We start from the raw sequence: 26,757 nt of genomic DNA on the forward strand, positions 1-26,757 counted from the left end.
CGGGCCATAACGACTGTCGATATCGTCCGGATTCCATCTTCACCGGACAAGGCTATAGAACCGGGAAACCGACATGGAAATATTCATGGTCCGGACGAGCGACAAGTACGAGCCGATACCGCTCATCCCGGCGGCTTGTCGGCTATTGAGCGATGCCGTCGGCCTGCAGCGCGCTGATCTGTTCTGCGGTAAAGCCGAGTTCCTCCAATATCGAGGCGGTATCGGCCCCTTCGGCCTTCAGCGTAGCCGGAGCCGACAAACGTGCTCCGTTCATTTCGATCGGCAAGGCCGGCAGTCTGGTTTGTGTGCCGTCAGCCAAAGTCACCTCTTCGAGCCCGTCACTGGCTGTCAGATGCGGGTCATCGAACATGTCCTCCGGCCGTGCGATCGGAGCAAAGGGCAATCCCGTACCGTCGAGCAAGGCAATCAGATCATCCCGCCTGTAAGTCGCTATCAGTTCGCGAATCCGCGGCATGATCCGGTCGCGCGCCGCCACGCGATTGTTGTTTTCACGAATGTCTTCGTCGGCCCAGAGGTCGTCCAGCGCGAATAATTTGCAGAATTTCTCCCACAGTGCATCGGTGACGACCCCGATGAAAATCGGATCGTCCTTGGTCTGGAAAACGTCGTAAATGGCCCATGCAGAAATCCGGGCGGGCATTGGATCGGCGGCTTTGCCGGTAACCGCTTTCTGCGCCATATGCTGGCCGATCAGATAGACAGTCGTTTCGAACAGCGAACTCTGGACCTTCTGTCCCTTGCCGGTGCGATGCCGCTGTTCGACGGCCGCGAGAATGGCAATGACACCGAACATCCCGCCCGTCACATCAATAACGCTCGAACCAGCACGCAGGGGTTGGCCGGGAGGGCCGGTCATATAAGCCAGTCCCCCCATCATCTGCGCGACTTCGTCCAGCGCCGTACGATTTTCATAGGGACCAGGCAGAAATCCTTTTTCCGAGCAATAGATCAGCCGCTCGTTATTTTCCGCCAGCGCCTCATAGCCAAGACCCAGACGGTCCATCGCGCCGGGGCGGTAATTCTCGATCAGGATATCGGCATCGGCAGCCAGCTTTCGGGCAATAGCCAGCCCTTCCGGATCCTTGAGGTTGAGAGAAATGCTCTGCTTGTGCCGGTTATACATCGGGAAATAGCCCGATCCCGAGCCGACCAGGTTGCGCGTACGATCACCGCCGATTGGTTCCACCCGGATCACTTCCGCCCCCAGTGAGGCGAGAATCGCACCGACCGCCGGGCCCATGACCATATGGGTAAATTCGATTACCTTGAGTCCTGCAAGGGGCGTAGTCTGGGTCATGCTGCTGCTTTCTGAAATCCAAGGGGGAGTCCGGCGTCAGGGGTGAAGCCGTACAGGGGTTCGCCGGGGAGCGCCTCGGCCACGATATCGCGGACCTTCAGAAGCTTCTCCAGATCGATTCCGGTATCGATGCCCATCGCTTCCAGCATGAAAACAAGATCTTCGGTCACGATATTGCCCGAAGCGCCGGGCGCGAAGGGACATCCGCCGAGACCACCCAGCGAACTGTCAAAGGTGGTGATGCCTTCCGCAAGGCCCGCCATGACATTTGCAAGACCCAGTCCTCGCGTGTTGTGAAGGTGCAGCGTATTGAGCTTGTCCGCCCCGATTGCCGCTTTCACCCTGCGCACCAGCCGCGTCACCTGCGCGGGATTGGCATAGCCGGTGGTGTCGGAAAGCCCGCATTCCGCAACCCCGGCTTCCATCGCGGCTTCGGCCAGGCGGGCAATCTGGTCATCCGGCACAGGCCCCTCCAGCGTACAACCGAAAGCGGTCGAGAGGCCGACCTCAAAATAGGGCCGCTGGCCCGCAGGCTGCTGGGCGACCAGATCGGCGATGGCCCGGATCTCGGCCAGCATTGCGGGATGATCCTTGCGAACATTGTTGATCGAATGGGTTTCCGACATGGAAAAGGGAATCGACATCTTGTCGACACCGCAGGCGATGGCCCGTTCGGCGCCCTTCACATTGGGAATGAGCGCGACCACCTCGAGACCGGGAATGGTCTTGGCAAAAGCGACGATCTCTGCCGTGTCAGCCATCTGCGGCAACAGGGCGGGCGGCACGAAGCTGCCGACCTCAATCTCGCTCACGCCCGCCTCGGCTTCGGCCTTTATCCAAGCCTTTTTCGCTTCGGTTGCCATCACACGATCGACGCTTTGCAGACCGTCGCGCGGCCCGACTTCGCTGATCGTCACGGATTTTGTCATGTACTTGCTCCTAAATAAATCCACGGGCGCGCGGCGCGATCGGATTGCTGCCAGCGGGCAATATCATCGGCCATTTTCAGGCTGAGGTCGATGGCGTCCAGTCCGTCCAGCAGCATCGCCTTCGCTTCCCCGTCGATCGGGAAATCCCAGCTATGACCGCTCGCGCTCACGATATTCTGATCCTGCAGGTTGATGGTAACCGGTGCACGGGACTGTTCGATCGTCGCTATCGCAGCGGCATCGAGAACCGCTGGCAGGATACCGTTGCGCACGCAATTGCCAGCGAAAATCGGCGCGAAGCTTTGGGCAATCACCGCGCGAAAGCCATATTCCGCTAGCGCCCACACCGCATGTTCCCGGCTGGATCCGGAACCGAAATTGGCACCGCCGAGAATGATCTTGCTGTCGGCGTAGACCGGATCATTCATCACGAATGCAGGATTGGCCTCCCGTCCGCCAATCTCCTTGTAACGCCAGCCGGCAAACAGGCCATCGCTCAGTCCCGTCTTGCCGGTGCTCTTCATCTCACGGGACGGGATGATCTGGTCCGTATCGATGTTGTCGCGGATCAGTGGCATCGGCAACGAAGTCAGAGTATCAAAGGGTTCCGCCATCAGACTGCTTCGCTTTCCAACAAATCGCGGGGATCGGCAATCACACCGGCGATCGCGCTGGCAACCACCGTTTCCGGACTGGCGATATGGGTCCGGACATTTGGTCCCTGCCGACTTTCAAAATTACGGTTGGTCGTCGAGATTACCCGTGAACCGGCGGCAAAACTTTCGCCCCCCGCGTAGAAACACATAGAACAGCCGCTCTCGCGCCATTCAAATCCGGCGTTTCTGAAAATTTCGTCGATCCCCTCGGCCTCGGCTTCGCGCTTGACGCGGGACGAGCCGGGCACGCAAATTGCCTTGATCCCGGCGGCCACCTTCCGTCCCCTGAGCAGAGCCGAAGCCCGGCGCAAATCGGACAGCCGGCTGTTCGTGCAACTGCCGATGAATGCGGCGTCGATGGGTACACCCTCAATCGGCTGGTCCGGCGTCAGGCCGATATAGTCCAGCGGCGCTGACGGAGCGTCGTCCGGGACGCTATCATCAATGCCGCAAGTCTGGCCCGGATTGGTGCCCCAGCTTACCATAGGTGTAATCGTGCCGGCATCAATCTCTATTTCCTGATCAAAAACGGCCCCGCCGTCGCTTGCCAGTTCACGCCAGTTTTCCACAGCCTGCTGCCATTCGGCACCAGCCGGCGCATAGCGGCGACCATTCAAATATTCGAAGGTCCTGTCATCCGGCGCGATGAAACCGGACATGGCGGAAAACTCTGTCGCCATGTTGCACAATGTCATCCGCCCCTCCATGTCCAGAGCCGACACTGCTTCTCCGGCAAATTCTACCGCATGGCCCTTGCCGCCAGCCGCACCATATCGCGCCAGCAGCGTCAGGATCATGTCTTTCGGGGTAGTACCGGGGGATAGCCTGCCATTGAATGTGACGCGCATACTCTTCGGCTTGGACAGGCGCAGGGTACCGGTTGCCATCGCATGCTCTGCTTCCGAAGATCCGATCCCCCAGGCCAGCGCGCCAAAAGCCCCTTGCGTACAGGTGTGGCTGTCGGGCGCGATGACTGTGGTACCGGGCAGGACGATACCGAGTTCCGGTGATATCACATGGACGATCCCCTGGTCGGGGTCATTGACATCGAACAGCGTAATACCCGCTGCCCTGGCGGCGGCCCGAGTCTCGGTTATGAAGGCCTGGCCACCGGGCATCAGCGTCTGGTCGCTGCGGCCCGGCCGCGTGTCGACAATATGATCCGTAACCGCAAAAACCCGCGACGGATCTGCGACCTTGCGGCCTGCGTCAGCCAGCGAATTCAGTGCCGCGGCTCCTGTCCGCTCGTGCAGGAACACCCGGTCGATAGCTATGAGCACGCCGCCACCCGGCAGATCAGCCACCACGTGGCTGTGCCATAATTTGTCAAAAAGAGTCCGTGGATGTGTCAGATGCTATTCCCCATTTCCTTGTCAACCGCGCGCCAGTCTTTCGTCACAAAAACCTCCTGTATCGCGGTACGCGTTTCCAGCTTACCATCCCGGATCCAGTGCCAGGTCCGGCAACGGTTCTGCCCGTCATCACTGATCTGGATTTGCTCGTATAGATAAAGCGAAGGATCGCCAGTGCGTTGCCAGTAAAGCATCACTGTGCGGTTATATTCATCGAGCGGAACTTCAGCAGCCCAGCCGACAATAAGATCGTTGTTCCACCAGATCCTGTTGTCCCGATATTCTGCGGGGAACTCCCGGATTTCGGTCTTTCCATCCGCCCATGTATAGTGGTTGGTCTGATGATAGGGTGCCTTGCGATCATCATCGGGGAAACGGCACAGCAAGCGCGATGCATGTTCGTCAATCTTTTCGTTCTGCGCATTGAAATAGGTATAGGTTCCATCCCAAACGCCCTCGTGACGCGCCAGCAGTGGCATATTTTCGCGAATTCCCATCATATTTCCCTTCTTCAACTCGTCTGTTTCTTCTGTGATGCAATATGATATTCTCTGGCTGCCCGGGCATTGAGCAGTTCGAGATGGCGCTCGGCCAATATCTTGGGTGTCAGCTGGTCGGGATCAAATGATACGGCATGGGCTGCTGTCGCTTCATACCATGGCTCAAACATTTGCGCCGCCCGGACAATCTGCCATGCCTTCGTCAAATAGGTGCCGAAGCGGTCCGCCGAAAGATCGGGATAGAGCAGATCAGGGTCGCCGGCTGGCAGGGCCTCGTACCGGACAGTGTCGGTGCCCAAACGCGTTGCGCAGGCGGCGATGAAATTCGCCCAGCTGTCCCAGTCTGTGGGGGCCTGCCCCTGCCAGTCGTCCGACAGGCCGTGCCCGGCCAGATCGATGTACAAAGCATCATCTCCGGGGTGAACAGGCGCTGACCTGCCTGGTGCATGCAGAACCAATGTCGCCGCAGATCTGTTTCCCCGCCAGTGAACCAGACCTGCAAATCCGTCCGATTGGACAGAAACGAAACCTTCGTCCGCCACCTCGTTCAAATGACTGGTCTCCGGCGTGGTTGTCTGTTGCAGATGCTCCAGACTGAGTCGCTGGTGATCATCCGGGGTGGCCACCTTGCGCGCAGTCCATGACGGCGGCATCTCGCCGAGCCTGTCGATATGTTCCTGAAGCGGGTCCCCGTCATAGGCGCTGATCAGGCAAGGCGGCACATCCGCATCCACCCCCGGTATATCCCGCGGCGCGCGCAGCACGGCACCATAACCGGCCTGATAGGCATTGCCGGCATCCAGCATTTCCCGAACCACAGCATCCACCCTTTGCGGATCGGCATGAGCCACCGACAGCCGATGCTTGTCGTCTGTTGCAAACCAGGGAAAGAACCAGCTCTGTTCCAATATCCGGTTCCACAACCAGGCCAGATGCTCCCCATATTTCGACGGATGAAATTCGGGGAGATATTGTTCGCTAAACAGCTGCATCTCTTCCGGCGTCCAGATGGCATAGCCGCCGATCGCCAACGCCGTGAAATGATTCGCGTGGCGCTTGACCGCCGTAACCAGAATGATCCCGCCGCTATGAAAACCATAAGCCGCGCATTTTCTGACGCCCAGCGCGTCGAGAAATTCGATCAGCGCGTCGGCATATTCATTTATTTCCGGCGCCCCCGGCAATGGGTCCGACTGCCCGAAGCCCGGCGTATCGGGGGCGATACAGGTAAAATATTGCCCCCATTTGCGCATCAGCGGCTCATATTCCTTCGAACTGCGCGGGCTCTGGTGCACCATCAGCAAAACCGGCCCACTACCCGACAAGCGATAATGGACGCGGCGTTTATTGCCGTTGGACTCGACGTCGATAAAATGGCGTGTAATCATAGACCCTAATTTGTCCGGACAAATATGTCTCGACAAGCTTTTTCTTGTGATTAAGATGCTTTAATCGAATCCGGAGTACAAAACTTATGACGCTTATTGGTACCAAAATGGTGGAAGATGGCCGCACAGCGAGAGAAATCTTTGACCAGCTGATTGGTAATCCTGCCCGCAAAAAATTTGGCTTTGGCGAGAAGCTGGCGATCGTCAACGTCGATGTACAGCAAGCCTATACGCGTACCGACATGTTCAAGACCGCCTATGAGACCGATCCCAGACAGATTGACTATATCAACCAGATTTCCAGCCTGGCCCGGGAAAAGGATATGCCGGTGGTCTGGAGCCAGGTCGCCTACAAGGATGACGCAGGTGATGCCGGTGTCTGGGGCACGCGTACGGATACCGAAGATTCGCTTCAGAATATCAAATATGGCAGCGAGCGACACAAGCTTGATCCGCGCTGCGAAGTCGGCGCCAATGATCTGCAATATACCAAGCGGATGCCGAGCGCCTTTTTTGAAACCCAGCTGGCGAGCTATCTGGTCTGGCACAAGGTCGATACGGTTGTGGTCACCGGCGGCTCCACCTCTGGTTGCGTCCGGGCGACTGCGGTCGACGCGCTCAGCCATGGCTATCGCACGATAGTCCCGATCGAAACCAGCGCCGACAAGCACGAAAGCTACCATTTTGCCAATCTGACGGATTTGCAGATCAAATATGCCGATGTCGAACCGGTGCAGACGGTGATCGACTGGCTGGAAGCACGATGATGGGCGAGATGCAAAAAGCCGACCCTGGCCTCTATGATTATCTTCCTTACCGAAACCGGCCAAAGATAGAATGGCCCGATGGCAAGACCTGCGCTGTCTGGGTGGCTCCCAATCTGGAGTTTTACGAGCTTGATCCGGCGGTCAATCCGCATCGCAAAAGCTGGGCAAAGCCGCATCCCGATGTGGTCGGCTATTCCCATCGGGATCATGCCAACCGCGTCTCGCACTGGCGCATGGCCGAGATGATGACCAAGCACGGTTTTCCCGGATCGGTAAGCCTGTCGGTCGCGCTATGCGATCATATCCCCGAAGTCGTCGAAGATGCCAGCCAGCGCGGCTGGGAGTTTTTCAGCCACGGCATCTATAACACGCGGTACAGCTACGGGATGGATGAGGCACAGGAACGCGCGATCATAGAAGACAGCATCGAAACCGTGGAACGCGCCACGGGTCAGCGGATCCGCGGCTGGCTGGCACCGGCCCTCACCCACACACCCCGCACGCTTGATCTGATCGCCGAATATGGCCTCGATTATACTTGCGATCTCTATCATGATGACCAGCCGACCGATGTTAAGGTCAAATCGGGAAAGCTGACCGCCATTCCCTATAGCCTCGAGGTCAACGATCATTATGGCTTTTTCATCTACAATATGTCACCGCGCGAATATGCCGACACTTTGATCCGGCAATATGACCGGCTGGCCGAAGAGGGCGAAATGTCCGGGACGGTCATGTGCATTCCCCTGCACAGCTATCTGATCGGACAGCCTCATCGCATCGGCGCATTTGAGGCGGTACTCGAACATATTGCCGGCGATGGCCGGGCGTGGGTCACGAAAGCCGGCGACATCGTCGACCGTTTCCGGGAGCAAACAGCATGAGCCTCGACCCGAGCTATCTCGAATATCCCAAACGTGGCCGCGGGATGGACCATGATTATTATCCCTATTCGAACTTCTTCGAGCGCCCGCCACTGCAATGGCCAGATGCGAAGAAGCTGCTGATCTGGCCGGTTGTCAGCCTCGAATATTTCCCGATGATCCCGGGCGATGATCCGTTTCGCGCGCCCGGACATATGCAAACCGCTTATCCCGATTATCGGCACTATACGGCCCGGGAATATGGCACCCGAATAGGCATTTACCGATTGCTTGGTGCGTTTGAGAAAGTCGGTGCGAAAATTTCAGTCGCGACCAACGGCATGATCGCCGAACGCTATCCCGAGTTGATCGCTGACATTCTGGCAGGCGGGCACGAAATTATCGCGCATAGCACCGACATGAACGGTACTATTGCCAGCGGAATGGCCGAGGCCGACGAAAAGGCGCTGATCACGACGGCCCTGGACATGCTGGAAAAAGCTACCGGCACGCGGCCGCACGGCTGGCTCTCGATTGCCAGATCGCAGAGCTTCAGCACGGCGAAATTGCTGGCCGATGCAGGTGTCAGCTATATGTGCGACTGGGCAAACGACGAACTGCCCTATGCGTTTCAGACGCAGGCGGGCACGCTCACCAATCTGCCGCTCAACCATGAACTGTCGGATCGCCAGATTATCAACGTCCAGCAGCAGTCCGTTGACAGCTACGCGGAACAGATGACCAACGCCGCCGACTGGCTGATCGGCGAAGCCGACAAATTCGGCGGGCGGATGATGCCGATGCATCTGACACCCTATATCATGGGCCTGCCCTATCGCATCGCCGCATTCGAAAAGCTGATCGCCGGTTTTGCCGCCCGCGCGGACATCGGCTTTGCCACCGGCGAGTCCATTGTCGATAATTGGCGCAGGCAGCAATGAAGGTCCGCAACCCTCGTACCGGTGAAACGGACTACGAGTTCACGCCCGTGGATGGAGCGGGTGTGGCTGCTGCCGCGCACCGGCTGCGGCGCCATCAGCCAGCATGGGCCGCCATGCCCGTTTCCCAGCGCAGTGCGATCCTTCTGCGCTGGGCCGACGCTATTGAAAAACACGCCGGCGCTATCATCCAGCAACTGACCATCGACACCGGAAGAGCGGGCATCGCCGCCATCGAGGTGGGCGGCGTACCGGGCACAATCCGGCGCTGGGCCGAAATAGCGCCAGAGATCATCGCCCGCCACTCGCCCACGGATATACCGTCAGCCAATCCGACCGTCGTCAACACTACCCGCCTGGTGCCCTTTCCACTGTTCGGCGCGATTGCCCCGTGGAATTTTCCGATGACCCTCAGCACCATAGATGCGATCCCGGCATTATTCGCCGGCTGCGCCGCGTTGATCAAGCCTTCCGAGATAACACCGCGATTTGTCGAACCGCTGCGGGCGAGTATCGCCGAGGTCCCGGAACTGGCGCACGTGCTGGAGATTGTCGTCGGCGACGCCGCTACCGGACAGGCGCTGGTCGCCAATGTCGACTATGTCTGCTTCACCGGGTCAGTAGCGACCGGCCGCAAGGTTGCCATCGCTGCAGCAGAGGCGTTCATTCCTGCCAATCTGGAGCTGGGCGGCAAGGACCCTATGATCATATTGGCTAGTGCCGATCCGGTCGAAGCTGCAAAAACGGCGCTCAGGGCCAGCATTCTTGCTACCGGCCAAGCGTGCCAGTCGATTGAGCGGCTCTATGTCGCGCGTCCGATCTACGACAAGTTCCTGGAAACTCTGGTCGACGAGGCAGAGCGGGTACGGCTCAATTATCCTGATATTCATCAGGGCGAGATCGGGCCGTTCATCTTTGCGCCACAAGGTGAGAAAATAGCCGAGCAGATAGCCGAGGCCCGCGAAAAAGGTGCGCGCGTTCTGGCTGGAGGGACCGTCGAAATATTGGGCGGTGGTACCTATTTGCGTCCCACGGTGATCGCTGATGTTAGAGCGGATATGGCGATCATTCGCGACGAAAGCTTCGGACCCGTGCTGCCGGTCATCCCCTTTGACGCGGTAGAAGATGCCATCGCGCAGGCCAATGACAGTATCTACGGCCTCTCCGCAGCAGTTCTGGCTGGTAACGCAGAGGAAGCGGAAGCCGTCGGCAGGCAGCTGGAAGCTGGCGCAATTTCCATCAATGACGGCTCGATGACCGCCATGGTCTGGGACGCGGAAAATTCGAGCTTCAAAATGTCGGGCATGGGGCCGTCCCGCATGGGCGAGAGCGGGCTCACCCGGTTTTTCCGCAAGCAGGCGCTTATTCGCCAAACCGCCAGTCCGGCGCGCATTCAGGATTTTGCCGAAGAGAATTTTGCCGGTGCTGATCGCCCATGACCGGGTGGCGGGCCTTGATGGCGGAGAATATGCCGAATATGCTGGCGCATGAAGGCCGCTGGGATGGTATCTATCGCCATCAGGACAGTGAAGGGAACGTGCTCGACCAACATCGCACGCTTACCCGCTGCGAATTTCCCGACAGCGGCAAATATGCCTATATTCAGCATAATGACCTGATCTGGGCGGATGGCCGTACCGAGTCTTTCAAATTCGGCGGGATATACAAGAGAGGCCGGATCTATTGGGAAACCGACCGCTTTGCCGGCTATGGCTGGGAGAGCGATGGCCTGATATTATTGCGACTTGATCGGAAAGATGCACCAGGCGAACGCTATACCGAAATGATCGAAATCTCCGGTGACGGACATTCAAGAGCACGGACCTGGCAATGGTTCCGCGACGACACACCCTATCGACGGACTTTATGTGACGAAAAACGAATAACATAGGAGCAAGACCAATGGGCGTTGAACTGCAGCATCCGATGAAACCGGAACTGAAACCCGACGAGGCAGCGCGAGGGCGCTTTGTATCCGGTATCCGGTCGTTCATTCTCAATGATCTCGCAGGGGATTTGAGAACCGCCTATGACAAACGGGCTGCGCCGGCATTTGCGCGCGAGGCCGGCCGCGCTCCGGAAACCAGCAACGAGGCCCATAAGGCCCTGCGTGGCGATGCTGCCTTCAACATCTATTCTGCGATGCGGGTGCAAGCGCAAAAAATGGTCTGGAACGCAGCCGGATCGGTCGTTGAACGCGATATCGAGCGCATGGAGGCCGAGGCCGCAAAAGTCGAGAACGCTGCTGGCTCGGTAACGCTCAATCCCGATCTTGATATCCCCCGCAACGTGGACGGGATCGAAGTGCACCTTATGCCGGGGAGCTATACAAGGGGCGGGGAATCCCTGGAAGCGGGCGCCGTCTATGACCAGGGGCTAGCCGTCTTTTCCATGGGCCTGATGGGTGCCAATCTGGACGATATCGGCCAGTCGATGGCGGCTTATGTTTCCGGCAAATTCCCCACCTTCACACCCGAACGCATCCTGGATACCGGCTGCACCATCGGTCACAATACCCTGCCGTGGAAACAGACCTATCCTGCAGCCCATGTCGAGGCCATTGATGCGGCGGCTGGCGGACTTCGCTATGCTTCGGCGCGCGCCAAGATGCAGGGGCAGGAAATCCATTTCAAGCAGATGTCTGCCGAGGCGCTGGACTATGACGACGAGAGCTTCGATCTGGTTTTCTCGTCCATGTTCCTGCACGAGCTTTCGCGGAAGGCACGGGCCGCCGCTTTCAAGGAAGCCTATCGGGTGCTCAAACCCGGTGGCCTGCTGCTGCACATGGAATTACCGCCGAACGGCCAGATGAATGCCTTTGACGGATTCTATCTCGACTGGGACAGTTGGTATAACAACGAACCTTTTTACAAGGGCTTCCGTGATGAGGACCCGAAACAGCTCTGTGAGAAAGGGGGCTTCGATCCGGACAATTATTTCCAGTTCGTCGTTCCCAGCATCGGCGTCTACGGAGCCGATGCGGTCACCGATGCCATCGCAAATGAAGCCGCCAATGCGGTGGACAGCGAGACGACGGGAAGGCTTGCCGAAGGCATTATGTGGTTCGGTTTCGGAGCCTGGAAATGACAATGACAGAAGCGGCATTCAAACCCGATGACACGCCAAAGGAAATCTATGGTCCCGATGGCAAACCGAAATTTTTCGACGATCCTGGCATGGACCGCTTTGTCGCGGTCATCATGAACATGGCACAGGAAATGTGGGTTCAGGAAGAACGTCTCATGACACTGGAAGGTCGCGAGGCAAATCCGGAGGACCGGGAAGCCAAGATGAAAATATTCATAGACCGTATTTTTGCACCGCTACGCGAAGGAGCTTGATAGATGAAAGTTTGGGAAATCGGTGCACGCACCGGCATTGACGGTCTGCGCATGACGGAGCGTGATCAACCAACAGCCGGGGCTGGCGAACTGCTGGTCAAGGTGACCGCGAGCGGTCTCAATTTCCGTGACCTGATGGTCCTGAGCGGCAATTACGGCGAGAATCTTCCCGAAGGCCGCATTCCCCTGTCCGACGGCGTCGGAGTGGTCGAAGCCATTGGCGAAGGCGTGGCCGGCTTTGCGGTTGGCGACCGGGTCACGGCGCCGCATTTTCTTAACTGGCTCGATGGCCCCTATAATTTCGGAATATTCGGAACCGATCTCGGCGTCACCGCCGATGGCTGGCTGGCTGAAAAAATCACGCTACCTGCCAGTGCCGCTATCGTCCTGCCCGATGCAGTCGACGACCAGACCGCCGCCTCGCTGTCGGTTGTCGCCGGTACCGTATGGCATGCCATGGTCGCGTTCGGCGCCGTCAAGCCCGGCGAGCTGGTACTGGCGCAAGGGACCGGCGGCGTTTCTATCTTTGCCCTGCAGTTGGCGAAAGCCCTGGGTGCGGACTTTGCCATCAGCTCGTCCAGCGACGATAAGCTGGCGCGCGCGCAAGAGATGGGCGCGGACTATGTCGTCAATTATCGTGATCGACCAGATTGGGCCTCGGCGCTGCTGGAAAAAACCGGCGGTCGCGGCGCAGATGTCGTCGTTGACACGCTTGGTTTTCCGGCACTTGGCGAAACAGTGGCGGCAACAGCGGTCAACGGACGGATTGGCACTTTGGGCGCGCTATCGGGCTCACCGCAGGCAACAGCCAGTGCCAGCCAGGGCGCAATCATCGGCAAGAATATAACGATCAAGGGCATTGCGTCGGGAAGCCGTGCCATGACGGCCGACGCCATTGCTGTTGTCGCCGAACATGGCATCAGCAATCCCGTCGACAAGCAATTTTCATTTGCCGACGCTCCGGCGGCTTACCGGTATCTGGAAAGCGGATCCCATTTTGGGAAAATCCTTATCCGCCCGGATGAAATGCCGGTGTCCTAGAGCGGCGCAGCGACCGGATTGAACGCCATCATGGCCATATTGTTCATCGGCGCCGATGCCGGCTTGAACTGGTCCGGATTTATCGCCTGCGTCACTTGTCCCTGAACGAGGGACGCGGCATGGACCTGTTCGGTACGGGGTTGCCGTGCGGCTTCATAGCGAGCCAGCGCCTGGTCGGTATCGGGTTCCTGAGTCAGGGCCTTGGCCAGAATGAAGCCGTCCTCGATAGCCATGGCTGCCCCCATACCCAGAAAGGGCAGCATGGCATGTGCTGCATCGCCCAGTAATACCGCTCGGCCGCGCGACCAGCTGGCGAGCGGCTTGCGGTCATAAAGACCCCATTTGATGATGTTCGACGCATGGCCAATCAGCCCCACGACATCGTCATGCCAGCCTGCAAATGCCTGTGCCAGTTCACTTTGCGTGGCACCGATCGACCAGCCTTCCGGCACGGGCTCTCTTGTTTCCACTATTCCGGCGCAATTTACGACTTCCCCGTTGCACATGGTATAACGGTTGAAGGTTCGCTGCGGACCGATGAAAATGGCGCTGCGTCCCAGATCCATATATGGGCTGGCCTGCTCCATCGGCACCAGAAAACGATAGGCAATATGTTCGGTGAACCGCGGTTCGTCCCCGGGCCGAAGCATCGCGCGCACCGCCGACCGGACCCCGTCTGCCCCCACCAGCAAGTCCCCTGCAGCCGTATCGCCATTGGCAAATTTCGCTAAGACCTGATTGCCCTCGTCTGTAAATTCGACCAGCTTGTGGCCGGTAAAGATCCGACCGCCGAGACTTTCCAGAGCGTCAATCAACACCTGCTGCAAATCAGCGCGATAGATGTGGCGGACAATATCGGCCTCTCCGTCATCAGCCCGCCCGTCGCCCGGGTCAAAATCCCCCATCAGCAGACGGGCGTTCCGGTAATGCAGGAACGGAAGCACGCCGGCCGGACAGGCTTTCGCGGCCACCGCACCCTGCAAGCCAAGCGCGCGAAAAACATGCTGGGCTCCGAGACCAAGAGTCAACCCCGCTCCCGTTTCCTCAAGCCTGCCGGCCGCTTCGTGGACCTCGACATCCATCCCGCGCTTGCGCAGTGCAATCGCCGCCGTCAGTCCGCCCAGCCCGGCCCCGATGATTAATATGTTCAAGGCCAGCCCCTCGCCGCTAGCGCTTCAGTTCGACCAGTTCGTACCAGGTCATCATATATCCACCGACCCCGCCCTGAACAAAAATGCCGTCTTCGTCGTCGGTGATCCATACATCATAAGGCGGATGCTCGCCGGCCATCCCGCCGGTACCGGGAACGATACTCGCGTCGTCGATAAATTGCAGATGCTTGCAGGTAAAAGTCCCGGCAGGAACCGTCACCTCTTCCTTGCCGATATATAGAGCGCCGATTTTCACCTGTGCGATTTGTGGTGGCGTGGCGCCACGGTGGTCGGGGGAAGGCAGGTAGAAATTCAGCAATTTCTTGTCCTCCGTGCCCCAGTCCACGGTCGACAGCATATAGCCGTCGGACACAATCGGATGGGTGCCGAAACCGGTCAGCGGCAGCTCCGCCTTCACCCGCTGCGATAGGCGTCCGATAGAAGGGCCAAAGCTTTCCATCTCTACATCGGTTCCGTCAAAGCGCATCCAGCCTGATCCCATGAAAGCATCGCCAACTGTGAGCCGGACATGCAAATCCATCGGCTGGCTGTTCTCATCCAGCGAATAAATGACGTCGCGCATCACCGTCGGCTCCGGTTCCTCGATTTCGCAATGGGCACGCAGGGTCACCTTGCCGTCGCCGTGCCGCGTGAACATGAATGTTTCGAAGCCCCGGTTCTGCCCCTCCATGCCGGGTTTGCGCGATGTATATTCCAGACGCCCCTCAATGATGCGATGTTTCATAACAATTTCTCCTTGTTTTTGTCATGCCAGCCGATTATCGGAATGCCAAGAGTAATTTGTCCGGACAAGTTTTAACCCTTCGCAGCAATAACGGAAAGCAGCCCATGGAATTTCTGATCGTAAATGAACTGAGCATTTTGCGCTGGATCCATATCCTGGCCATGGTTTACTGGCTCGGCGGCGAATGGGGCGTGTTTCAGACCAGCTATAATGTCACCAATCGCAATCTGTCGCTCGAAGAGCGCAAGCGGCATATGGAAACCGCCTATCGCATCGACATATTGGCGCGCACGGGAATCGTATTATTGCTGCCGCTCGGGTTGCACATGGGCAAGCTATACGGTTTTGTGCCGTTTCTCGAAGGCAGTGGAATCTGGTGGATGTGGCTGTTTTTCGCAATCTGGCTGGCCATGACCTGGACCGCCTTCATCAAACGGGAAACCAATGTCGGCATCACCGTCACCATGCTCGAGGAAAAGCTGCGCTATCCCCTGATCATCGCCCTGTTCATCCTGTCCTATCTGGCCTTCCAGGGCAACGGTCCGATCGAATCCGGTGAAGGCAGCCACTGGTATCCCGCCAAAATCGCTCTCTATGCCTTTGCATTGTGCATTGGCCTTTTCCTGCGACTGGTCATGCGGCGCTGGACGGAACGGTTCCGGATCCTAGCGGCGGGACCGGATCCCGTGCAGGAAGCGGCGCTCGAGCGGGAAATCGCCCAGGCACGCTTTGCTGCCTATATCTACTGGATCACGATAGCAGGCGTCTGCTTCCTGGGGGCGGTGAAGCCCTTCTAGGGCCGCCGCCCGCAGACGACAGACCCGCGGATCAAATTTCCTTGAGTTCGCGGCTCACTTCTTCGACCGGCGGTTCTGCCTGTTTCAGCTCCTCGACCATCTGGTGCGGACCGCGCATCACCCTGTAGATATATTCGCGGATCATCACACCACGCTCGTAGGCGGCATCCTTGTCCGGGACATAGCTTTCAATGTCATCCCGTGAAATCGTACCCTTTGCATCGAGCAGCCGTTCGACGGTATCCATCCGCTCGCGCAGAACAGACACTTCGCCAACCACTGCCATGAGGATCGAAAGCATTCTCTCGTCCTGGGGTGTGTCGAAATATTCGGGACGCTTGCCTTTGGCCTTTTTATTGGCCGCCGCCATCCAGTCAAATGCTGCGTCGCTCATTCTGCGGCCTCCTGTACTACGTTGGAATTTTTCCAGGCACCATAAGCATGCCAATAGGCTGCTCGCCCATGATCCTCGTCTTCACCGGTCGGCGCTTCTGGGAAAATTTCCCGGTCAACCACAGCACGAACACCGGTTTCAAATAATTCGCCCCGGTCAAAGCCGGCAGCGACCATTTCTTCCTTCATGTCGAGCGCGTGCATCGAGGACCAGAAGGGCTCATTGTTGTTGAATGCATCCCAGTCGCGCAGAAACTGTTCGAACAGCGGCATGCCATCATGATATTCCGGCTGTTCGAGATGCAGCATCAAACCGTCGTCGGCGAGCACGCGATAGCCTTCGGAGAGTATCTTCGGCAACGCCTTGCCGCTGGTTTCGTGCAGGAACATCGTCGTCTGCACCCAGTCGAAACTGCCGTCCTCCCAGCGCGACAGATCTTCGGCATTGGCCTGAACGAACCTGATATTGGTAGCACCCAGCGATTGCGCCCGGGCATGCGCATAGCGCAAAACCGGGGCTGCTGTATCAATCGCGATGATTTCGCATTCCGGAAAAGCGAGCGCGAGCGGAACTATATTGTGGCCGATAGTACAGCCAATATCGAGCACACGGCGCGGTTGCCAGCCCGGCCGGGTTTTCTTGATCCATTCGACCAGCGCTTGTCCGCCACCGTCGGAGAGCGCTCCCAGGCCGCCAGCCGTGGTGGCGAAAAGCCCGCTATCATAATTTGCCCCGGTTGAGATATCACCCGGATATTCCTCACCATGATAGCTGCCAGGCATACAGTGGATATCGACAGCGCTTTGATAGCGGGGAATTGTGATTTCGGGATCCAGTTCCAGGGTATCGCGGCCTTCATTATACTGCCGCGCCTTCGCGTTGAGCTCTTCGATCTGCCGCAACACGATCGCCCGGCCATTCTGCTGGCGCATCTCCATCGAATTGCGTTTCAGCGCCGACCAGAACTGGTGGAAGGGATCGGCATTCATCGCATGCCGGATTTCGAACCGGTCTTTCGGTTCTCGGCCCTGCTCCTTCTTGAATTTTGGCAGAACGCGGGAATCATAGGCGAGCTTGTTGCCCGGCCCGAGCGCCCCCGACAGAAATTTGTTGAAATTGGCCAGAAAATCGAAACGCGCTACTTCGTCATGCGATGGCACCGGCGATACGCCATGCCGGGCAACGGCGGTATAAGGGGGTGCTACATCGAGCTTGTTGTCACTGCTCATATCAGGTCTTCCTTGATCATACGTTCAATCACTTCTTCCTGTGCGCGCATAAAATAATCGCGGTCGGGAATTCGGGTTTCACCATCTTTTATCAGCCCGTCTGCGCTGTGTATCCGTATTGCTCCATAGGTCGCGGCGAAAAGGTCGAGTCTCTGCCGTGCGAGAAAATTGGTCATCGCCGGTTTTCGCCGGGCAGCGCGCAGCCCCTGCAGATCAATGTCGGCAAAGGCGGTAAATGTTTCTCCGCTGTTCGATTCGGCGAGTACCCTGCCCTTGTAATCGACGACCATGCTATTGCCGTCGGCGGATGCCAGAGGAAGCGTGCTATTCTCTATTCCTGCGGTGTTGGCTGAAACCACATAGGCCATATTCTCCTGCGCTCTTGCGCGCTTGCCGATATCCTTGGGCGTGTCGAGCGGCGACCCGATTTCCGAACTGCTGTGCACGAAAATTTCTGCGCCGCGCAGCGCATGGGCGCGCGCAATTTCCGGATAGAGAATCTCTTCCGATGCAATGGCGGCCAGACTGCCGATCTCGGTACGGGCAACCGGAAACACGCCGTCCAGCCCATAGATATCCAGATATTTCGACCAGACATCATGCGGCGTCGGCGCAAACATCGAATTCAGCCGCCTATAGCGCAGCACAACATCGCCGGAGGGGGCAATGATGAAACAGGCCTGAAAATAGAGACCGGGGAAATTCCTGTCGACCTCGTAGGCGTTGCCGGCGATGAACATATTCAGCCGCTGCGCCATGGCCCCCAGGGCTTCATATTCCGGTCCGTCTACCTCGAGTGCCGCCTTGTCCGCAAAATCCGGAATGGAGATGCGTCCCGGATAGCTGGTCAGCAGATATTCCGGCAAGACCGCCAATTTTACCGGGTTACCTGCATATTGCTGGATGAATATCGTGGCGGAACGGATCTTGCTCTCCAGTTCGCCGATCATGGCCAGCATTTGCGCCCGGGCCGCGGCCTTGTCGGGCGTGTTTTCCACCGATCGCGCCGCCAGCTGCATGGCGACCGCCGAATATAATATTTTGTCCGTCATGCTGTTCTCATCTTCATTTTTCCGTATACCCGCAAGAAGACTGGTGGGCGTGGACGCGCAGATCGCGGCGGCCATCATCTGTCTGCGATCTATCTCCATCGGCCTTTAGAGACCCAGCGAACCCGGGTTCATCAAACCTCTGGGGTCCAGCGATTTCTTGAGATCCACGAGCAGCGCATCTGCCGCCGGATCGAGGCTGTCGCGATAGCGATAGGTCCGACCGATCTGCAAATGGATCGCGCCCTGTTCGTAGAACAGGTCGACAAGCGCCTGTTTCATTCGCTGGGCAAATTGCCAGGCTTCGGCATTGGCTTCCAGCGTCGGCAGTTTCGCCAGATGCGCATCCTCGACCGTATCACGATGCAGGGGATTGGAAGCATCGGGCCAATAGAGGCAGGGTTCGATAATTGCCCCCGAACCGCTGACAGCTGATACCAGCGTGCCGGTAAATATGCCCAGCCTGTCCATCTCCTCGGCATGCGAAGCGAACAAAGCCTTGATCGCGTCAAAGCAGGCGACCGCCTTCGAATGCGGCAACAACCCGTGGATCGGCGCCCATCTCTGCCCTTCGGGACCGAGCATCGAATTCAGCGGCCCGAACGGATTTGCCCGAATGATCTTGGGAATGGTGTTCTCGGTCTCAGCCCCGCCATGAGCCAGCGCCATTTTTCGCGCGCGCGCGAGGTCGTCATCGGCCGCCGCCTGCAGCCGCGCCTCGGTCAATATGTGCAGCGAATATTTGGCTTCATCCATGAAATCGCGACCGGCCGCCACGACCTTCGCTCCTTCCTTGATAGCGCCCCACACCGAGCCCTGTTTCTTCATCATCTTGCCCAGGGCTTTGGCGTCGCTGGTGAGGCTGTCCCGTTTCATCCGGATGGCATTGAGCCCCGGGTCAAAACCGAAACATTCGGTCGAAACCCCGGACCGCTCAATCGCGCCGAGCGCGGCAAGCGTGTCCTGGTAGCTTTCGAAGCTGAAACTGGCATAGCCATGTGCCTGCGCTTCCGGGATCAGGCGCAGGGTGATTGTCGCCTTCATTCCCAGCGCGCCGGTATCGGCCAGAAAAAGTCCGGTCAGATCCGGTCCATAGGGACGGGTAAAACCGGCGCCGGTGTCGAGAATCGTGCCGTCCGCCAGAACCACCTCCATTGCGAGACAGCTCTGTACTGCCGTGCCATAGCGACCCGAACCCCAGAACACACCATTCTGGCTCATGCCTCCACCAATGCTCGCTTTCAGGCCGGATAATGTTCCCCAGAAAGGCGTACGAAGACCCTTGGCTTGCAGGGCTTCAAAGAGATTCGCCCAGGTGCATCCGGCCTCGACGGTGACGGTCATATCGATTTCATTGATCTCGAGAATCCGGTCCATCCCGGCCAGATCGAACAACACGGCGTCCGGCTGGCGAGAGGTATAGCCGCCCGTATAGCTCATCCCGCCACCGCGCGGAATGACGGCAATATTCTGTTCCGTGGCAGCCGCAACAGCCGCCGCCAGTTCCTGCTTGTTTTGCGGCCGGACAACCGCCAGCAAGTCCGCACCACGCTCATAGATGTCATGCGCGTAGAAATCGAGAATGGCGCTCTCGGTCAGCACGGTTACACCGGTTTTGGCAATATGGTCCGTTGCGGACATGTTTGCTTTTGTCGCCATCAGATTGCTTTCCTTACTAATTTTTCCGTGGTTGCTGCTTCGGCTTCCGGCAGGCTGTCCGGATATCGTCCCAGCAGCATCAGAAGCGCACCGCCAATGAAAAAGGCAAAAAGAGCGACGGACAATATCGGGTCATAGCTGCCGCTCGTATCCCTGACATTGGCATATACAATCGGCGAAAGAGCCGAGAAAAAGCCGAACGGCATGTAAAGCATGCCGTAGATTTTGCCATAATGGGCCATGCCGAAATAACGGCCGGTGAGATAGGCGATAAGATCGCTCTCGGCGCCCGCAGCAAAGCCAAGCAGGAAGCCGGCCAGGGCCGCCATCGGAAAGGCAATATCCTGACCCAGCAATATATAGCAGGAGATGGCCGGAAGGCAGAGCAAGGGGAAGGCAACGAAACCGGCCCAGAAGCGATCAAGCAGCATTCCGGTGATAATTCTGCCGGTAAAAATACCGATCCCCAGAACACCCATCACCGATGCCGCCGTTTGCGCGTCGAGCCCGCGATCAGAAAGCATGGTAGGCAGATTGATAAATGCCCCGCCAAAGGAAAAGGCGACAATGGCGATGGAGATCCAGATCAACCAGAAGCGATAATCTTTCACGGCTTCGCGCAGCGTGACGCCGGTGAGATTACCGCTCGCTCCGGCAATCGCCTTGGGCCGCTCATCGGCTCGGGGTTCGCGAAACAGGAAATATCCAAGTGGCAGGGCCACGGCCAATGGCAAAATGGCGACAATGGCAAACATCGACCGCCAGCCGTAATTTTCGATCGCCCAGACCGCCAGCTTGGGAACCGTGATTGCAGCAAGACTCGTTCCCATCAGCAATATGCCCAGAGCAAGGCCACGATGTTTGTAGAACCAGAGATTGATAGCCCGGCTCCAGCTGACCGGCGTCGAACCGATGCCGACCAGCCCGACCAGCACCCACAGAGCATAATATATATAAAGCGTCGATGTCACTTGCGCGGTAGGAGTCAGTGAAATCATGGCAAAGGAGATGCCAAACGCAGCCAATGAATAGAGCGCCACTTTTCGGACACCATATTTATCCGCCAGAGAACCGAAAAAGGGTGCTAGCAGTGATGCAATGATCCCGAATATGGTGATCGGCATCAATATCTGGGTGCGGGTCCAACCATATTCCACAATCAGTGGCTCGACCGTAAAGCCGATGACATTGAACGGCAGCGGCGAAGCACCGCACGCCACCCCAAGCACACTCGCGAACAGCACCTTCCAGCCGAGTGCAAATTCACCGCGTTGTTCTGTGCTTGCTTCCATATGTCCTCACTGCCAGCAATTTGTCCGGACAACTATAACCGCGCCAGTCTATTATACCAGAATAAAAAAGGCGAACCGAAACGGCCCGCCTCTTTTCTGTCGATCGATCTGACTGTCGGAATATCAGAACTCGAACCGTCCCTTGATCAGGAAGGTGCGGGGCGGGTTCAGATAGCTGTAATTGGCGAGAGACGACTCGACCGCTTCCTCGTCCAGACAATTGGAACATTCGGCCGACAAGGCCCAGCCTGTGTCGCTGCGCAGGGTAATATTGCCATTGACGATCCAGCGGCTGTCGCTGAACGAACCGGTAATAAAATCGCCGCCGAACGGATTGGACGGGAACACCGTACCGGTCGAGCTGGTAATTGATCCGCTGTACAGGCTGAACTGGCTGGTGCCGACTTCGCTCTTGTCGCGCCAGCTCGCATTGACGGAAGGAATGAGCGACAAGCCGCCGCCAAGCTCTGCCTGATAGCTGCCGCCGATCGCCAGGTTGAATTTCGGCGTACGCACGGGCTCCGCCAGACTGCCGTCCGGTGCGACGATACCCACACCGCAATTTGACGCCTCGGCAGCACCCCCGCCGGGCACCAGCCCGGCTGCGAGTTGCGCAAGACAACTTGCCTGCTGGCTCGCGACTGACGAGACACCGTAAGCATCGAGCAACGGCGCATCGGCATCAATCTTGTATTTGTCGTCCTGATAGCCAAATGACGCGAACAGATTCAGGCCTTCGACCGGCACCGCGTTGAGTTCCAGTTCGATGCCCTTGTTTTCATAATCGGCAAAATTTCGGGTGATGAAAGCGATTGACCCGTTGTTTCTGGTAAAGGCGGCTGGCGTTTGCAGATTGCCAACGTCCAGATAATAAGCCGTCAGATTCACCCGCAGGCGGTTATCAAACAATTCCGTCTTGAAGCCCGCTTCGTAATTCCAGGCGGTTTCCGGTCCAAAGGGCAGCAGCTCACTCGGCGCGGTGCCGCGTGCGTTCCAGCCACCTGATTTGAACCCGCGAGTAGCCGAGATGAAGAGCAGCAGATCATCGTTCGGCTGAAAATTGGCAGCGAATCGCGGAGTCCAGATCTTTGTCGTCTGACTTTGCGGAATCGCCACCCCGTTGGCCGCGACCAGGTTCAGATCGTCGATACAGGTCGCTTCGAGTGTGCCGTCGTTGCAGCTTGCCCGATTGTCGCTGATGCTGAACTTCTTGGTTTCATCGGTATAGCGGATACCGGCGGTCAGCTTGATCTGGTCGGTAACATTGAGATCGCCCTGCAAATATCCGGCATAGGCTTTGGTCGAATTGCGCAGCGTGCGGTCCGCCAGGATCAGGGGGAAACCGTCTGGTGGCGGAGCAAATGGCAAGCTGATCGAAAAGAGATCGCCAAAATCGCTGTAATTATCCTCCTCGAAATAATAGAGACCACCGACCAGATCGAGCAGCCCGTCGCCGAGCGAGGCGTTCAGCTTGATTTCCTGCGTGAACTGCGAGAATTCGCCTTCATTGGCAATGGTGAAACCACCCAGCGTATAGCCGAGCACGCCCGGAACCGGATTGGTCAGGCTCGGCAGCCCCCGGCCATCAGCAAAATCGAGCGCATAATCCTGCGCCGTATAGACATAGCCGGTGATGATATTGACTGTAAGATCCTCGCCGCTGCCGATTTCCAGATTGGACGAAATGAAATCCATGTCGGTCTTGTTGCCGAGGCCGAAATCATTTTTCTTGCCGGTAAAAAGGCCGCCAAAATTGCCGTCCTCGGTATAACCGGTGGTGACGAAGCGCCCGTCACAATTGGACGGATCGGCCGGGTCGCAATCGAAGTTCAGGATGTTCGCACCCTCGGTATTGATGTGCATATAGGAACCGGTCCAGCGCGCGGTGTCGGACAGCTCGCCGCGAAAGCCGAGACGGACGCCCCAACCGTCACTTTCATTCACCCGTTCACCGGTTGTCGTATTCTGCGCATAGCCCTCGTCCTGCTGGTAATATCCGGAGACCTTGACTGCAAAGCTGTCCGCCAGCGGAATATCGAGCGAGGCCCTCGCCATATATTTTTCGTAGCTGCCATAGCCCGCCTCGACGAAACCGGCGAATTCATTGCCGGGTTCCTTGAGAAAGACATTGACCGCACCGCCGGTGGTGTTGCGGCCAAACAGCGTGCCCTGCGGACCGCGCAAAACTTCCAGACGCTGGACGTCGAACAGCGACAGGTTATTGGCATTCTGGCGGCTGATGTAGATATCGTCGACATAGGTGCCGATCGGCGGATCAAAGGTCGGAATCGTTTCGCTATTGCCGACCCCCCGGAGATAGTAGGAATTTGCCGAACCCAGACCGGTGTTGTTCAACCCGACCAGATTGGGAACAAATTGTGCCATTTCCAGCGCATTGGACACCCCTCGGCGGAGCAATTCTTCCTCGTCGAAAGCACTGACCGAAATCGGAATGTTCTGCACACTTTCCTCACGGCGCTGCGCGGTTACCACGATGATACCGAGCCCGCCCTGGTCAGCGGCTTCCTCTTCATTGGCAGATTGCGCATGCGCGGGAACAGCCGTTCCCAAAGTTGCCAGCGCGACTGAGGCAAGCAGTAAATTTTTCATAATGTCATTCTCCCGGAGCGTTCCCATTTGTCCGGACAAATCTACATAGTGTATACAGTTTGGCAAGAAATTGATTCGTTCAGCTTTCATTTACGCCATGATCTGTGGCAAAAAGAGCGCATAGGGGAATAATATTATGGATTTCATGGCCGTGAGTTTTTACCAACTGCTTGTTTTTGTGCACATTATCTTGTTTGTGCTGTGGTTGGGTGCGGATGTTGGCGTATTCATGCTCGGCCAGCATTTTCGTAAGCGTCACAAATATGACCTGCCGCAACGGCTGATATTGCTGCAGCTGCTCGTCAATCTCGACATGGTGCCGCGCACCGCCTGGGCGCTGATGGTGCCGTTGACATTGACCATGGTCGATGCCGGTGGCTGGTGGGACCTGCCGGTCTGGGCGCTGGTCGCGGCTTGGGCAGTGGGCGGCTTCTGGCTCTGGCTGGTATGGGACGCACACCGACACGACCAGACCGAACGCGCCGCCCGCGATCGCAAAATCGAGAAGCCGCTGACCATTGGCCTGACCGCTTTCTATATCGGACTCGGGCTGCTTTCCCTGATCCAGGGCGCCCCGCTTGCGCCGGTCTGGCTGGCGACCAAGGCGCTGATGTTCGGCCTGATCTTTGCCGCGGCAATCATGATCGACGTGGCCTTCAAACCAGTCGGCCCGCAGCTGGCTAAATTGATCGCTGAAGGGTCATCCGACGAAACCGAAATCCCGTTGCTCCACACGATGGACCGTACCCGGATATGGGTGTGGATCGTGTATCTGCTACTGGTAGCGACGGCCTTTCTTGGCAACATCAAGCCATTTTGACCCCAGCAGAAAACGCCCCGAACAAAAGAGAAAGGCCGGTTTCCCAACCGGCCTTTCAGAGGATGATATTTATTCAAGGCCTACTCGTCGCCGGCCTTTGCAGCCCGTTCCGCGTCGATCATCTTCTTGAACACGGTCCAGGTCGTTTCGTTCGGCCGCGGGTCATCGCCGGGAGGGGGCGCTGTATATTCAGGATGATTCAAGGCGATCTCGTCCTTGATCACCTTCGGCAAATCATCGTAGCTTTTGAGCTTTGCCCCCATTGCGTTGAACACCATCTGGCCCTGTCGTCCACGCATTTTCATCCACGGCATCCAGTCGGAAATACGCACCCAGCTGATCGTCGGATAAGCGGTCGGATTTTTGGTGTCGAGCATTTCGTCGGCCAGCATGGCAAAGTCGAAAATTTCCATCGCATGATATTTGTTGCCTACATAATCCTGATAATCGCCCGCCAGCACATTATGATAGAAGAGCGGAACCTCCATCGGCAGGAACAGCCATTTGCCCTGCCGCTGCATGGTCGGCAGAGTAAAAGGCTTGCCATCGGCGGAATAAGGATAGCTGGGGCGGCCGTTTACGGGGTCATTGGCGATCTGCATGACATTGACCGTTTCACCACTCCACGGATTTTCCCAGGTGCGGAGGACCTCGTTGGTTTCCGGATCGAGGTAGAACATCACCTCGCGACTGACCTGGCGATAACCGACACCGCGCTTCGGATCTTCGACGCGGACGCATTGGCGTATATTCATGCCTTCGCCATTGAACAGATGACGATCCGGTTCGCCGGCAACCCGGGAATAGACCTTGCCCGACCAATGGTAGACCGCTGGCACCCCATCGGCTTCGCCGCACTGTGTACGCTTCATGATTTCAAGCGCATCTTCTGGTGTATCTGGATCCAAAGTGCGCGAAAAAGCAGGGGTTACAGAAGCAGTGGCGGCAGCAACCGCCAAGGCCGTAGCGAGTTTAAAAACAGAATTCATGAATAGCTCTCCCGAAGTGAAAAGGGTGAAATAATTTCACTTTCCGGTTGACTTTATATTTGTCCGGACAAATTGGGAAGGGACAATATCGTATTTTTGAGCATTGGATGACATGACCACCTTCACCAACTTTCTCTTTGTCCCGGCAAACCGGCCCGAACGTTATGCCAAAGCAGCAGCCAGCGGAGCCGATCTGATTTGCATCGATCTGGAAGATTCGGTCCCTGCGGACGAAAAAGACACCGCGCGCCAATCCGTGCTGACCGCCCTGGCCACTCTCGAGCGCGAAAAAACCGCTGTCCGGATTAACGGATTGAACACCGCCGATGGCCTGGCGGATCTTCTAGCGTTGCGGAATGCAGATCATAGCCCCTCGCTGGTTTTCGTTCCGATGGTAGAGAGCGCAGGCGAAATAGAAATTGCCCACAGCATAGTCGGCGACAAGGTCGACGGCCTGATTCCCCTGATCGAGACGGTCAAGGGCCTGCGCGCCGGCGACGCCATCGCCGCCAGCAAGGGTGTGACGGCGATGATGTTCGGAGGCGGCGATTTTTCTGCCGAACTGGGAACCCGGCTCGAATGGGAACCGCTGCTTGCCGCGCGGGGCGCGTTTATCATGTGCTGCGCGTCAGCACAGATTGCGGCGATCGATGTGCCCTATATCGACATGTCGAACGAAGATGGCCTAGCCGAGGAATGCGCGCGGGCAAAAGCCATGGGATTCCACGCGAAAGCCGCCATACATCCCAAACAGCTCGCGGCAATCCAGACCGCCATGCGACCCAGCGATGCAGAGATCGCCGAGGCCTCGGAAGCTCTTGCCGCCTACGAAAAGGCCGGCGGCAAGGCAATCAGCCACAACGGCCGGATGCTGGAAGCACCGGTCATGCAACGATATCGGCGAATCGTTGAATCCGCCTAATTCAATT

26 protein-coding genes are annotated in these 26,757 nt (G+C 57.6%); 11 read left to right on the plus strand and 15 right to left on the minus strand.

All coding sequences use genetic code 11. The annotated features are described in order from the left end of the window. Nucleotides 1-142 precede the first annotated feature (142 nt). The 6 genes from SPHFLASMR4Y_RS10320 to SPHFLASMR4Y_RS10345 are packed head-to-tail and all read right to left on the minus strand — an operon-like array spanning nt 143 to nt 6,143. The gene (locus SPHFLASMR4Y_RS10320; RefSeq protein WP_089133462.1) at nt 143-1,318 is read right to left on the minus strand and encodes a CaiB/BaiF CoA transferase family protein; all 1,176 of its coding nucleotides are present in this window, start codon (nt 1,316-1,318) and stop codon (nt 143-145) included. Continuing rightward, nucleotides 1,315-2,247, minus strand: coding sequence for a hydroxymethylglutaryl-CoA lyase (locus tag SPHFLASMR4Y_RS10325; protein ID WP_089133463.1), 933 nt, complete (start codon nt 2,245-2,247; stop codon nt 1,315-1,317). Before SPHFLASMR4Y_RS10325 ends, SPHFLASMR4Y_RS10320 begins: the two co-directional genes overlap by 4 nt. Next, nucleotides 2,244-2,861 carry a 3-isopropylmalate dehydratase small subunit gene (gene leuD, locus SPHFLASMR4Y_RS10330; RefSeq protein ID WP_089133464.1) on the minus strand — a complete coding sequence of 206 codons (618 nt, stop codon included), beginning with the start codon at nt 2,859-2,861 and terminating at the stop codon, nt 2,244-2,246. Before leuD ends, SPHFLASMR4Y_RS10325 begins: the two co-directional genes overlap by 4 nt. Next, nucleotides 2,861-4,255: a 3-isopropylmalate dehydratase large subunit gene (locus SPHFLASMR4Y_RS10335; protein WP_089133465.1), complete on the minus strand. Its 1,395-nt coding sequence runs from the start codon at nt 4,253-4,255 to the stop codon at nt 2,861-2,863. Before SPHFLASMR4Y_RS10335 ends, leuD begins: the two co-directional genes overlap by 1 nt. Then, a complete protein-coding gene (locus SPHFLASMR4Y_RS10340) occupies nt 4,252-4,755 on the minus strand; it encodes a DUF3598 domain-containing protein (protein WP_089134826.1) in 504 nt (167 codons plus the stop codon). The genes SPHFLASMR4Y_RS10335 and SPHFLASMR4Y_RS10340 overlap by 4 nt, the downstream gene beginning before the upstream one ends. An 11-nt stretch (nt 4,756-4,766) precedes the next feature. Next, nucleotides 4,767-6,143, minus strand: a complete 1,377-nt coding sequence (locus SPHFLASMR4Y_RS10345; RefSeq protein ID WP_089133466.1) for an alpha/beta hydrolase — start codon at nt 6,141-6,143, stop codon at nt 4,767-4,769. A gap of 86 nt (nt 6,144-6,229) precedes the next feature. Between SPHFLASMR4Y_RS10345 and SPHFLASMR4Y_RS10350 the strand changes: the two genes are divergently transcribed. Genes SPHFLASMR4Y_RS10350 through SPHFLASMR4Y_RS10385 form a run of 8 tightly spaced genes read left to right on the plus strand, consistent with a single transcriptional unit; the run spans nt 6,230 to nt 13,093 of the window. Further along, nucleotides 6,230-6,910: an isochorismatase family protein gene (locus SPHFLASMR4Y_RS10350; protein WP_089133467.1), complete on the plus strand. Its 681-nt coding sequence runs from the start codon at nt 6,230-6,232 to the stop codon at nt 6,908-6,910. Beyond that, nucleotides 6,907-7,794, plus strand: coding sequence for a polysaccharide deacetylase family protein (locus tag SPHFLASMR4Y_RS10355; protein ID WP_260806937.1), 888 nt, complete (start codon nt 6,907-6,909; stop codon nt 7,792-7,794). Before SPHFLASMR4Y_RS10350 ends, SPHFLASMR4Y_RS10355 begins: the two co-directional genes overlap by 4 nt. After that, nucleotides 7,791-8,714: a polysaccharide deacetylase family protein gene (locus SPHFLASMR4Y_RS10360; RefSeq protein ID WP_089133469.1), complete on the plus strand. Its 924-nt coding sequence runs from the start codon at nt 7,791-7,793 to the stop codon at nt 8,712-8,714. Before SPHFLASMR4Y_RS10355 ends, SPHFLASMR4Y_RS10360 begins: the two co-directional genes overlap by 4 nt. Next, nucleotides 8,711-10,150 (plus strand): aldehyde dehydrogenase family protein, encoded by a 1,440-nt coding sequence (locus SPHFLASMR4Y_RS10365; protein ID WP_089133470.1) that lies wholly within the window; start codon nt 8,711-8,713, stop codon nt 10,148-10,150. The genes SPHFLASMR4Y_RS10360 and SPHFLASMR4Y_RS10365 overlap by 4 nt, the downstream gene beginning before the upstream one ends. A gap of 17 nt (nt 10,151-10,167) precedes the next feature. Beyond that, a complete protein-coding gene (locus SPHFLASMR4Y_RS10370) occupies nt 10,168-10,602 on the plus strand; it encodes a hypothetical protein (RefSeq protein ID WP_260806938.1) in 435 nt (144 codons plus the stop codon). Between the two features lie 11 nt (nt 10,603-10,613). Continuing rightward, the gene (locus tag SPHFLASMR4Y_RS10375) at nt 10,614-11,798 is read left to right on the plus strand and encodes a class I SAM-dependent methyltransferase (RefSeq protein WP_089133471.1); all 1,185 of its coding nucleotides are present in this window, start codon (nt 10,614-10,616) and stop codon (nt 11,796-11,798) included. Nucleotides 11,799-11,800: 2 nt separating this feature from the next. After that, complete coding sequence (locus SPHFLASMR4Y_RS10380) at nt 11,801-12,052, plus strand: hypothetical protein (protein WP_089133472.1); 252 nt, start codon at nt 11,801-11,803, stop codon at nt 12,050-12,052. Nucleotides 12,053-12,055: 3 nt separating this feature from the next. Continuing rightward, nucleotides 12,056-13,093 carry a zinc-dependent alcohol dehydrogenase family protein gene (locus SPHFLASMR4Y_RS10385; protein ID WP_089133473.1) on the plus strand — a complete coding sequence of 346 codons (1,038 nt, stop codon included), beginning with the start codon at nt 12,056-12,058 and terminating at the stop codon, nt 13,091-13,093. Here SPHFLASMR4Y_RS10385 and SPHFLASMR4Y_RS10390 read toward each other — a convergent pair. Continuing rightward, a complete protein-coding gene (locus SPHFLASMR4Y_RS10390; protein ID WP_186265914.1) occupies nt 13,090-14,244 on the minus strand; it encodes an FAD-dependent oxidoreductase in 1,155 nt (384 codons plus the stop codon). The two genes, SPHFLASMR4Y_RS10385 and SPHFLASMR4Y_RS10390, sit on opposite strands and share 4 nt — an antisense overlap. Nucleotides 14,245-14,260: 16 nt before the next feature. Further along, nucleotides 14,261-14,989 (minus strand): hypothetical protein, encoded by a 729-nt coding sequence (locus SPHFLASMR4Y_RS10395; protein ID WP_089133475.1) that lies wholly within the window; start codon nt 14,987-14,989, stop codon nt 14,261-14,263. 104 nt (nt 14,990-15,093) lie between these two features. Between SPHFLASMR4Y_RS10395 and SPHFLASMR4Y_RS10400 the strand changes: the two genes are divergently transcribed. Then, nucleotides 15,094-15,786: a hypothetical protein gene (locus SPHFLASMR4Y_RS10400; RefSeq protein WP_089133476.1), complete on the plus strand. Its 693-nt coding sequence runs from the start codon at nt 15,094-15,096 to the stop codon at nt 15,784-15,786. Nucleotides 15,787-15,817: 31 nt separating this feature from the next. On the opposite strand, the gene SPHFLASMR4Y_RS10405 is transcribed toward SPHFLASMR4Y_RS10400, so the two are convergent. From SPHFLASMR4Y_RS10405 to SPHFLASMR4Y_RS10430, 6 genes are all read right to left on the minus strand, one after another. Continuing rightward, nucleotides 15,818-16,180, minus strand: coding sequence for a hypothetical protein (locus SPHFLASMR4Y_RS10405; protein WP_089133477.1), 363 nt, complete (start codon nt 16,178-16,180; stop codon nt 15,818-15,820). Further along, nucleotides 16,177-17,409 (minus strand): class I SAM-dependent methyltransferase, encoded by a 1,233-nt coding sequence (locus tag SPHFLASMR4Y_RS10410; RefSeq protein ID WP_089133478.1) that lies wholly within the window; start codon nt 17,407-17,409, stop codon nt 16,177-16,179. The genes SPHFLASMR4Y_RS10405 and SPHFLASMR4Y_RS10410 overlap by 4 nt, the downstream gene beginning before the upstream one ends. Then, complete coding sequence (locus SPHFLASMR4Y_RS10415; RefSeq protein ID WP_260806939.1) at nt 17,406-18,461, minus strand: nitrilase-related carbon-nitrogen hydrolase; 1,056 nt, start codon at nt 18,459-18,461, stop codon at nt 17,406-17,408. The genes SPHFLASMR4Y_RS10410 and SPHFLASMR4Y_RS10415 overlap by 4 nt, the downstream gene beginning before the upstream one ends. A gap of 105 nt (nt 18,462-18,566) precedes the next feature. Beyond that, a complete protein-coding gene (locus SPHFLASMR4Y_RS10420) occupies nt 18,567-20,117 on the minus strand; it encodes an FAD-binding oxidoreductase (protein ID WP_089133480.1) in 1,551 nt (516 codons plus the stop codon). Next, complete coding sequence (locus SPHFLASMR4Y_RS10425; RefSeq protein ID WP_089133481.1) at nt 20,117-21,409, minus strand: MFS transporter; 1,293 nt, start codon at nt 21,407-21,409, stop codon at nt 20,117-20,119. The genes SPHFLASMR4Y_RS10420 and SPHFLASMR4Y_RS10425 overlap by 1 nt, the downstream gene beginning before the upstream one ends. A 123-nt stretch (nt 21,410-21,532) precedes the next feature. Next, nucleotides 21,533-24,019 (minus strand): TonB-dependent receptor, encoded by a 2,487-nt coding sequence (locus SPHFLASMR4Y_RS10430; RefSeq protein ID WP_089133482.1) that lies wholly within the window; start codon nt 24,017-24,019, stop codon nt 21,533-21,535. A gap of 136 nt (nt 24,020-24,155) precedes the next feature. Here SPHFLASMR4Y_RS10430 and SPHFLASMR4Y_RS10435 point away from each other — a divergent pair, with 136 nt between their 5' ends. After that, nucleotides 24,156-24,839, plus strand: a complete 684-nt coding sequence (locus tag SPHFLASMR4Y_RS10435; protein ID WP_260806940.1) for a hypothetical protein — start codon at nt 24,156-24,158, stop codon at nt 24,837-24,839. 80 nt (nt 24,840-24,919) lie between these two features. On the opposite strand, the gene SPHFLASMR4Y_RS10440 is transcribed toward SPHFLASMR4Y_RS10435, so the two are convergent. Beyond that, on the minus strand, nt 24,920-25,828 hold the full coding sequence (locus SPHFLASMR4Y_RS10440) for a DUF1838 family protein (RefSeq protein ID WP_089133483.1): 909 nt from the start codon (nt 25,826-25,828) through the stop codon (nt 24,920-24,922). Nucleotides 25,829-25,940: 112 nt separating this feature from the next. Here SPHFLASMR4Y_RS10440 and SPHFLASMR4Y_RS10445 point away from each other — a divergent pair, with 112 nt between their 5' ends. Continuing rightward, nucleotides 25,941-26,750: an HpcH/HpaI aldolase/citrate lyase family protein gene (locus SPHFLASMR4Y_RS10445; protein ID WP_089133484.1), complete on the plus strand. Its 810-nt coding sequence runs from the start codon at nt 25,941-25,943 to the stop codon at nt 26,748-26,750. Nucleotides 26,751-26,757: the final 7 nt, after the last annotated feature.

The sequence above is a fragment of the Sphingorhabdus sp. SMR4y genome (assembly GCF_002218195.1).
Lineage (GTDB): Bacteria > Pseudomonadota > Alphaproteobacteria > Sphingomonadales > Sphingomonadaceae > Parasphingorhabdus.

Excerpts from the sequence above, each read along its gene's own strand:
- SPHFLASMR4Y_RS10415 (WP_260806939.1), bottom strand. The coding sequence starts at position 18,461 with ATGACGGACAAAATATTATATTCGGCGGTCGCCATGCAGCTGGCGGCG.
- SPHFLASMR4Y_RS10325 (WP_089133463.1), bottom strand. The coding sequence starts at position 2,247 with ATGACAAAATCCGTGACGATCAGCGAAGTCGGGCCGCGCGACGGTCTG.
- SPHFLASMR4Y_RS10345 (WP_089133466.1), bottom strand. The coding sequence starts at position 6,143 with ATGATTACACGCCATTTTATCGACGTCGAGTCCAACGGCAATAAACGC.
- leuD (WP_089133464.1), bottom strand. The coding sequence starts at position 2,861 with ATGGCGGAACCCTTTGATACTCTGACTTCGTTGCCGATGCCACTGATC.
- SPHFLASMR4Y_RS10405 (WP_089133477.1), bottom strand. The coding sequence starts at position 16,180 with ATGAGCGACGCAGCATTTGACTGGATGGCGGCGGCCAATAAAAAGGCC.
- SPHFLASMR4Y_RS10380 (WP_089133472.1), top strand. The coding sequence starts at position 11,801 with ATGACAGAAGCGGCATTCAAACCCGATGACACGCCAAAGGAAATCTAT.
- SPHFLASMR4Y_RS10355 (WP_260806937.1), top strand. The coding sequence starts at position 6,907 with ATGATGGGCGAGATGCAAAAAGCCGACCCTGGCCTCTATGATTATCTT.
- SPHFLASMR4Y_RS10360 (WP_089133469.1), top strand. The coding sequence starts at position 7,791 with ATGAGCCTCGACCCGAGCTATCTCGAATATCCCAAACGTGGCCGCGGG.
- SPHFLASMR4Y_RS10320 (WP_089133462.1), bottom strand. The coding sequence starts at position 1,318 with ATGACCCAGACTACGCCCCTTGCAGGACTCAAGGTAATCGAATTTACC.
- SPHFLASMR4Y_RS10375 (WP_089133471.1), top strand. The coding sequence starts at position 10,614 with ATGGGCGTTGAACTGCAGCATCCGATGAAACCGGAACTGAAACCCGAC.
- SPHFLASMR4Y_RS10410 (WP_089133478.1), bottom strand. The coding sequence starts at position 17,409 with ATGAGCAGTGACAACAAGCTCGATGTAGCACCCCCTTATACCGCCGTT.
- SPHFLASMR4Y_RS10350 (WP_089133467.1), top strand. The coding sequence starts at position 6,230 with ATGACGCTTATTGGTACCAAAATGGTGGAAGATGGCCGCACAGCGAGA.
- SPHFLASMR4Y_RS10445 (WP_089133484.1), top strand. The coding sequence starts at position 25,941 with ATGACCACCTTCACCAACTTTCTCTTTGTCCCGGCAAACCGGCCCGAA.
- SPHFLASMR4Y_RS10400 (WP_089133476.1), top strand. The coding sequence starts at position 15,094 with ATGGAATTTCTGATCGTAAATGAACTGAGCATTTTGCGCTGGATCCAT.
- SPHFLASMR4Y_RS10395 (WP_089133475.1), bottom strand. The coding sequence starts at position 14,989 with ATGAAACATCGCATCATTGAGGGGCGTCTGGAATATACATCGCGCAAA.
- SPHFLASMR4Y_RS10365 (WP_089133470.1), top strand. The coding sequence starts at position 8,711 with ATGAAGGTCCGCAACCCTCGTACCGGTGAAACGGACTACGAGTTCACG.
- SPHFLASMR4Y_RS10425 (WP_089133481.1), bottom strand. The coding sequence starts at position 21,409 with ATGGAAGCAAGCACAGAACAACGCGGTGAATTTGCACTCGGCTGGAAG.
- SPHFLASMR4Y_RS10420 (WP_089133480.1), bottom strand. The coding sequence starts at position 20,117 with ATGGCGACAAAAGCAAACATGTCCGCAACGGACCATATTGCCAAAACC.
- SPHFLASMR4Y_RS10440 (WP_089133483.1), bottom strand. The coding sequence starts at position 25,828 with ATGAATTCTGTTTTTAAACTCGCTACGGCCTTGGCGGTTGCTGCCGCC.
- SPHFLASMR4Y_RS10370 (WP_260806938.1), top strand. The coding sequence starts at position 10,168 with ATGGCGGAGAATATGCCGAATATGCTGGCGCATGAAGGCCGCTGGGAT.
- SPHFLASMR4Y_RS10435 (WP_260806940.1), top strand. The coding sequence starts at position 24,156 with ATGGATTTCATGGCCGTGAGTTTTTACCAACTGCTTGTTTTTGTGCAC.
- SPHFLASMR4Y_RS10340 (WP_089134826.1), bottom strand. The coding sequence starts at position 4,755 with ATGATGGGAATTCGCGAAAATATGCCACTGCTGGCGCGTCACGAGGGC.
- SPHFLASMR4Y_RS10385 (WP_089133473.1), top strand. The coding sequence starts at position 12,056 with ATGAAAGTTTGGGAAATCGGTGCACGCACCGGCATTGACGGTCTGCGC.
- SPHFLASMR4Y_RS10430 (WP_089133482.1), bottom strand. The coding sequence starts at position 24,019 with ATGAAAAATTTACTGCTTGCCTCAGTCGCGCTGGCAACTTTGGGAACG.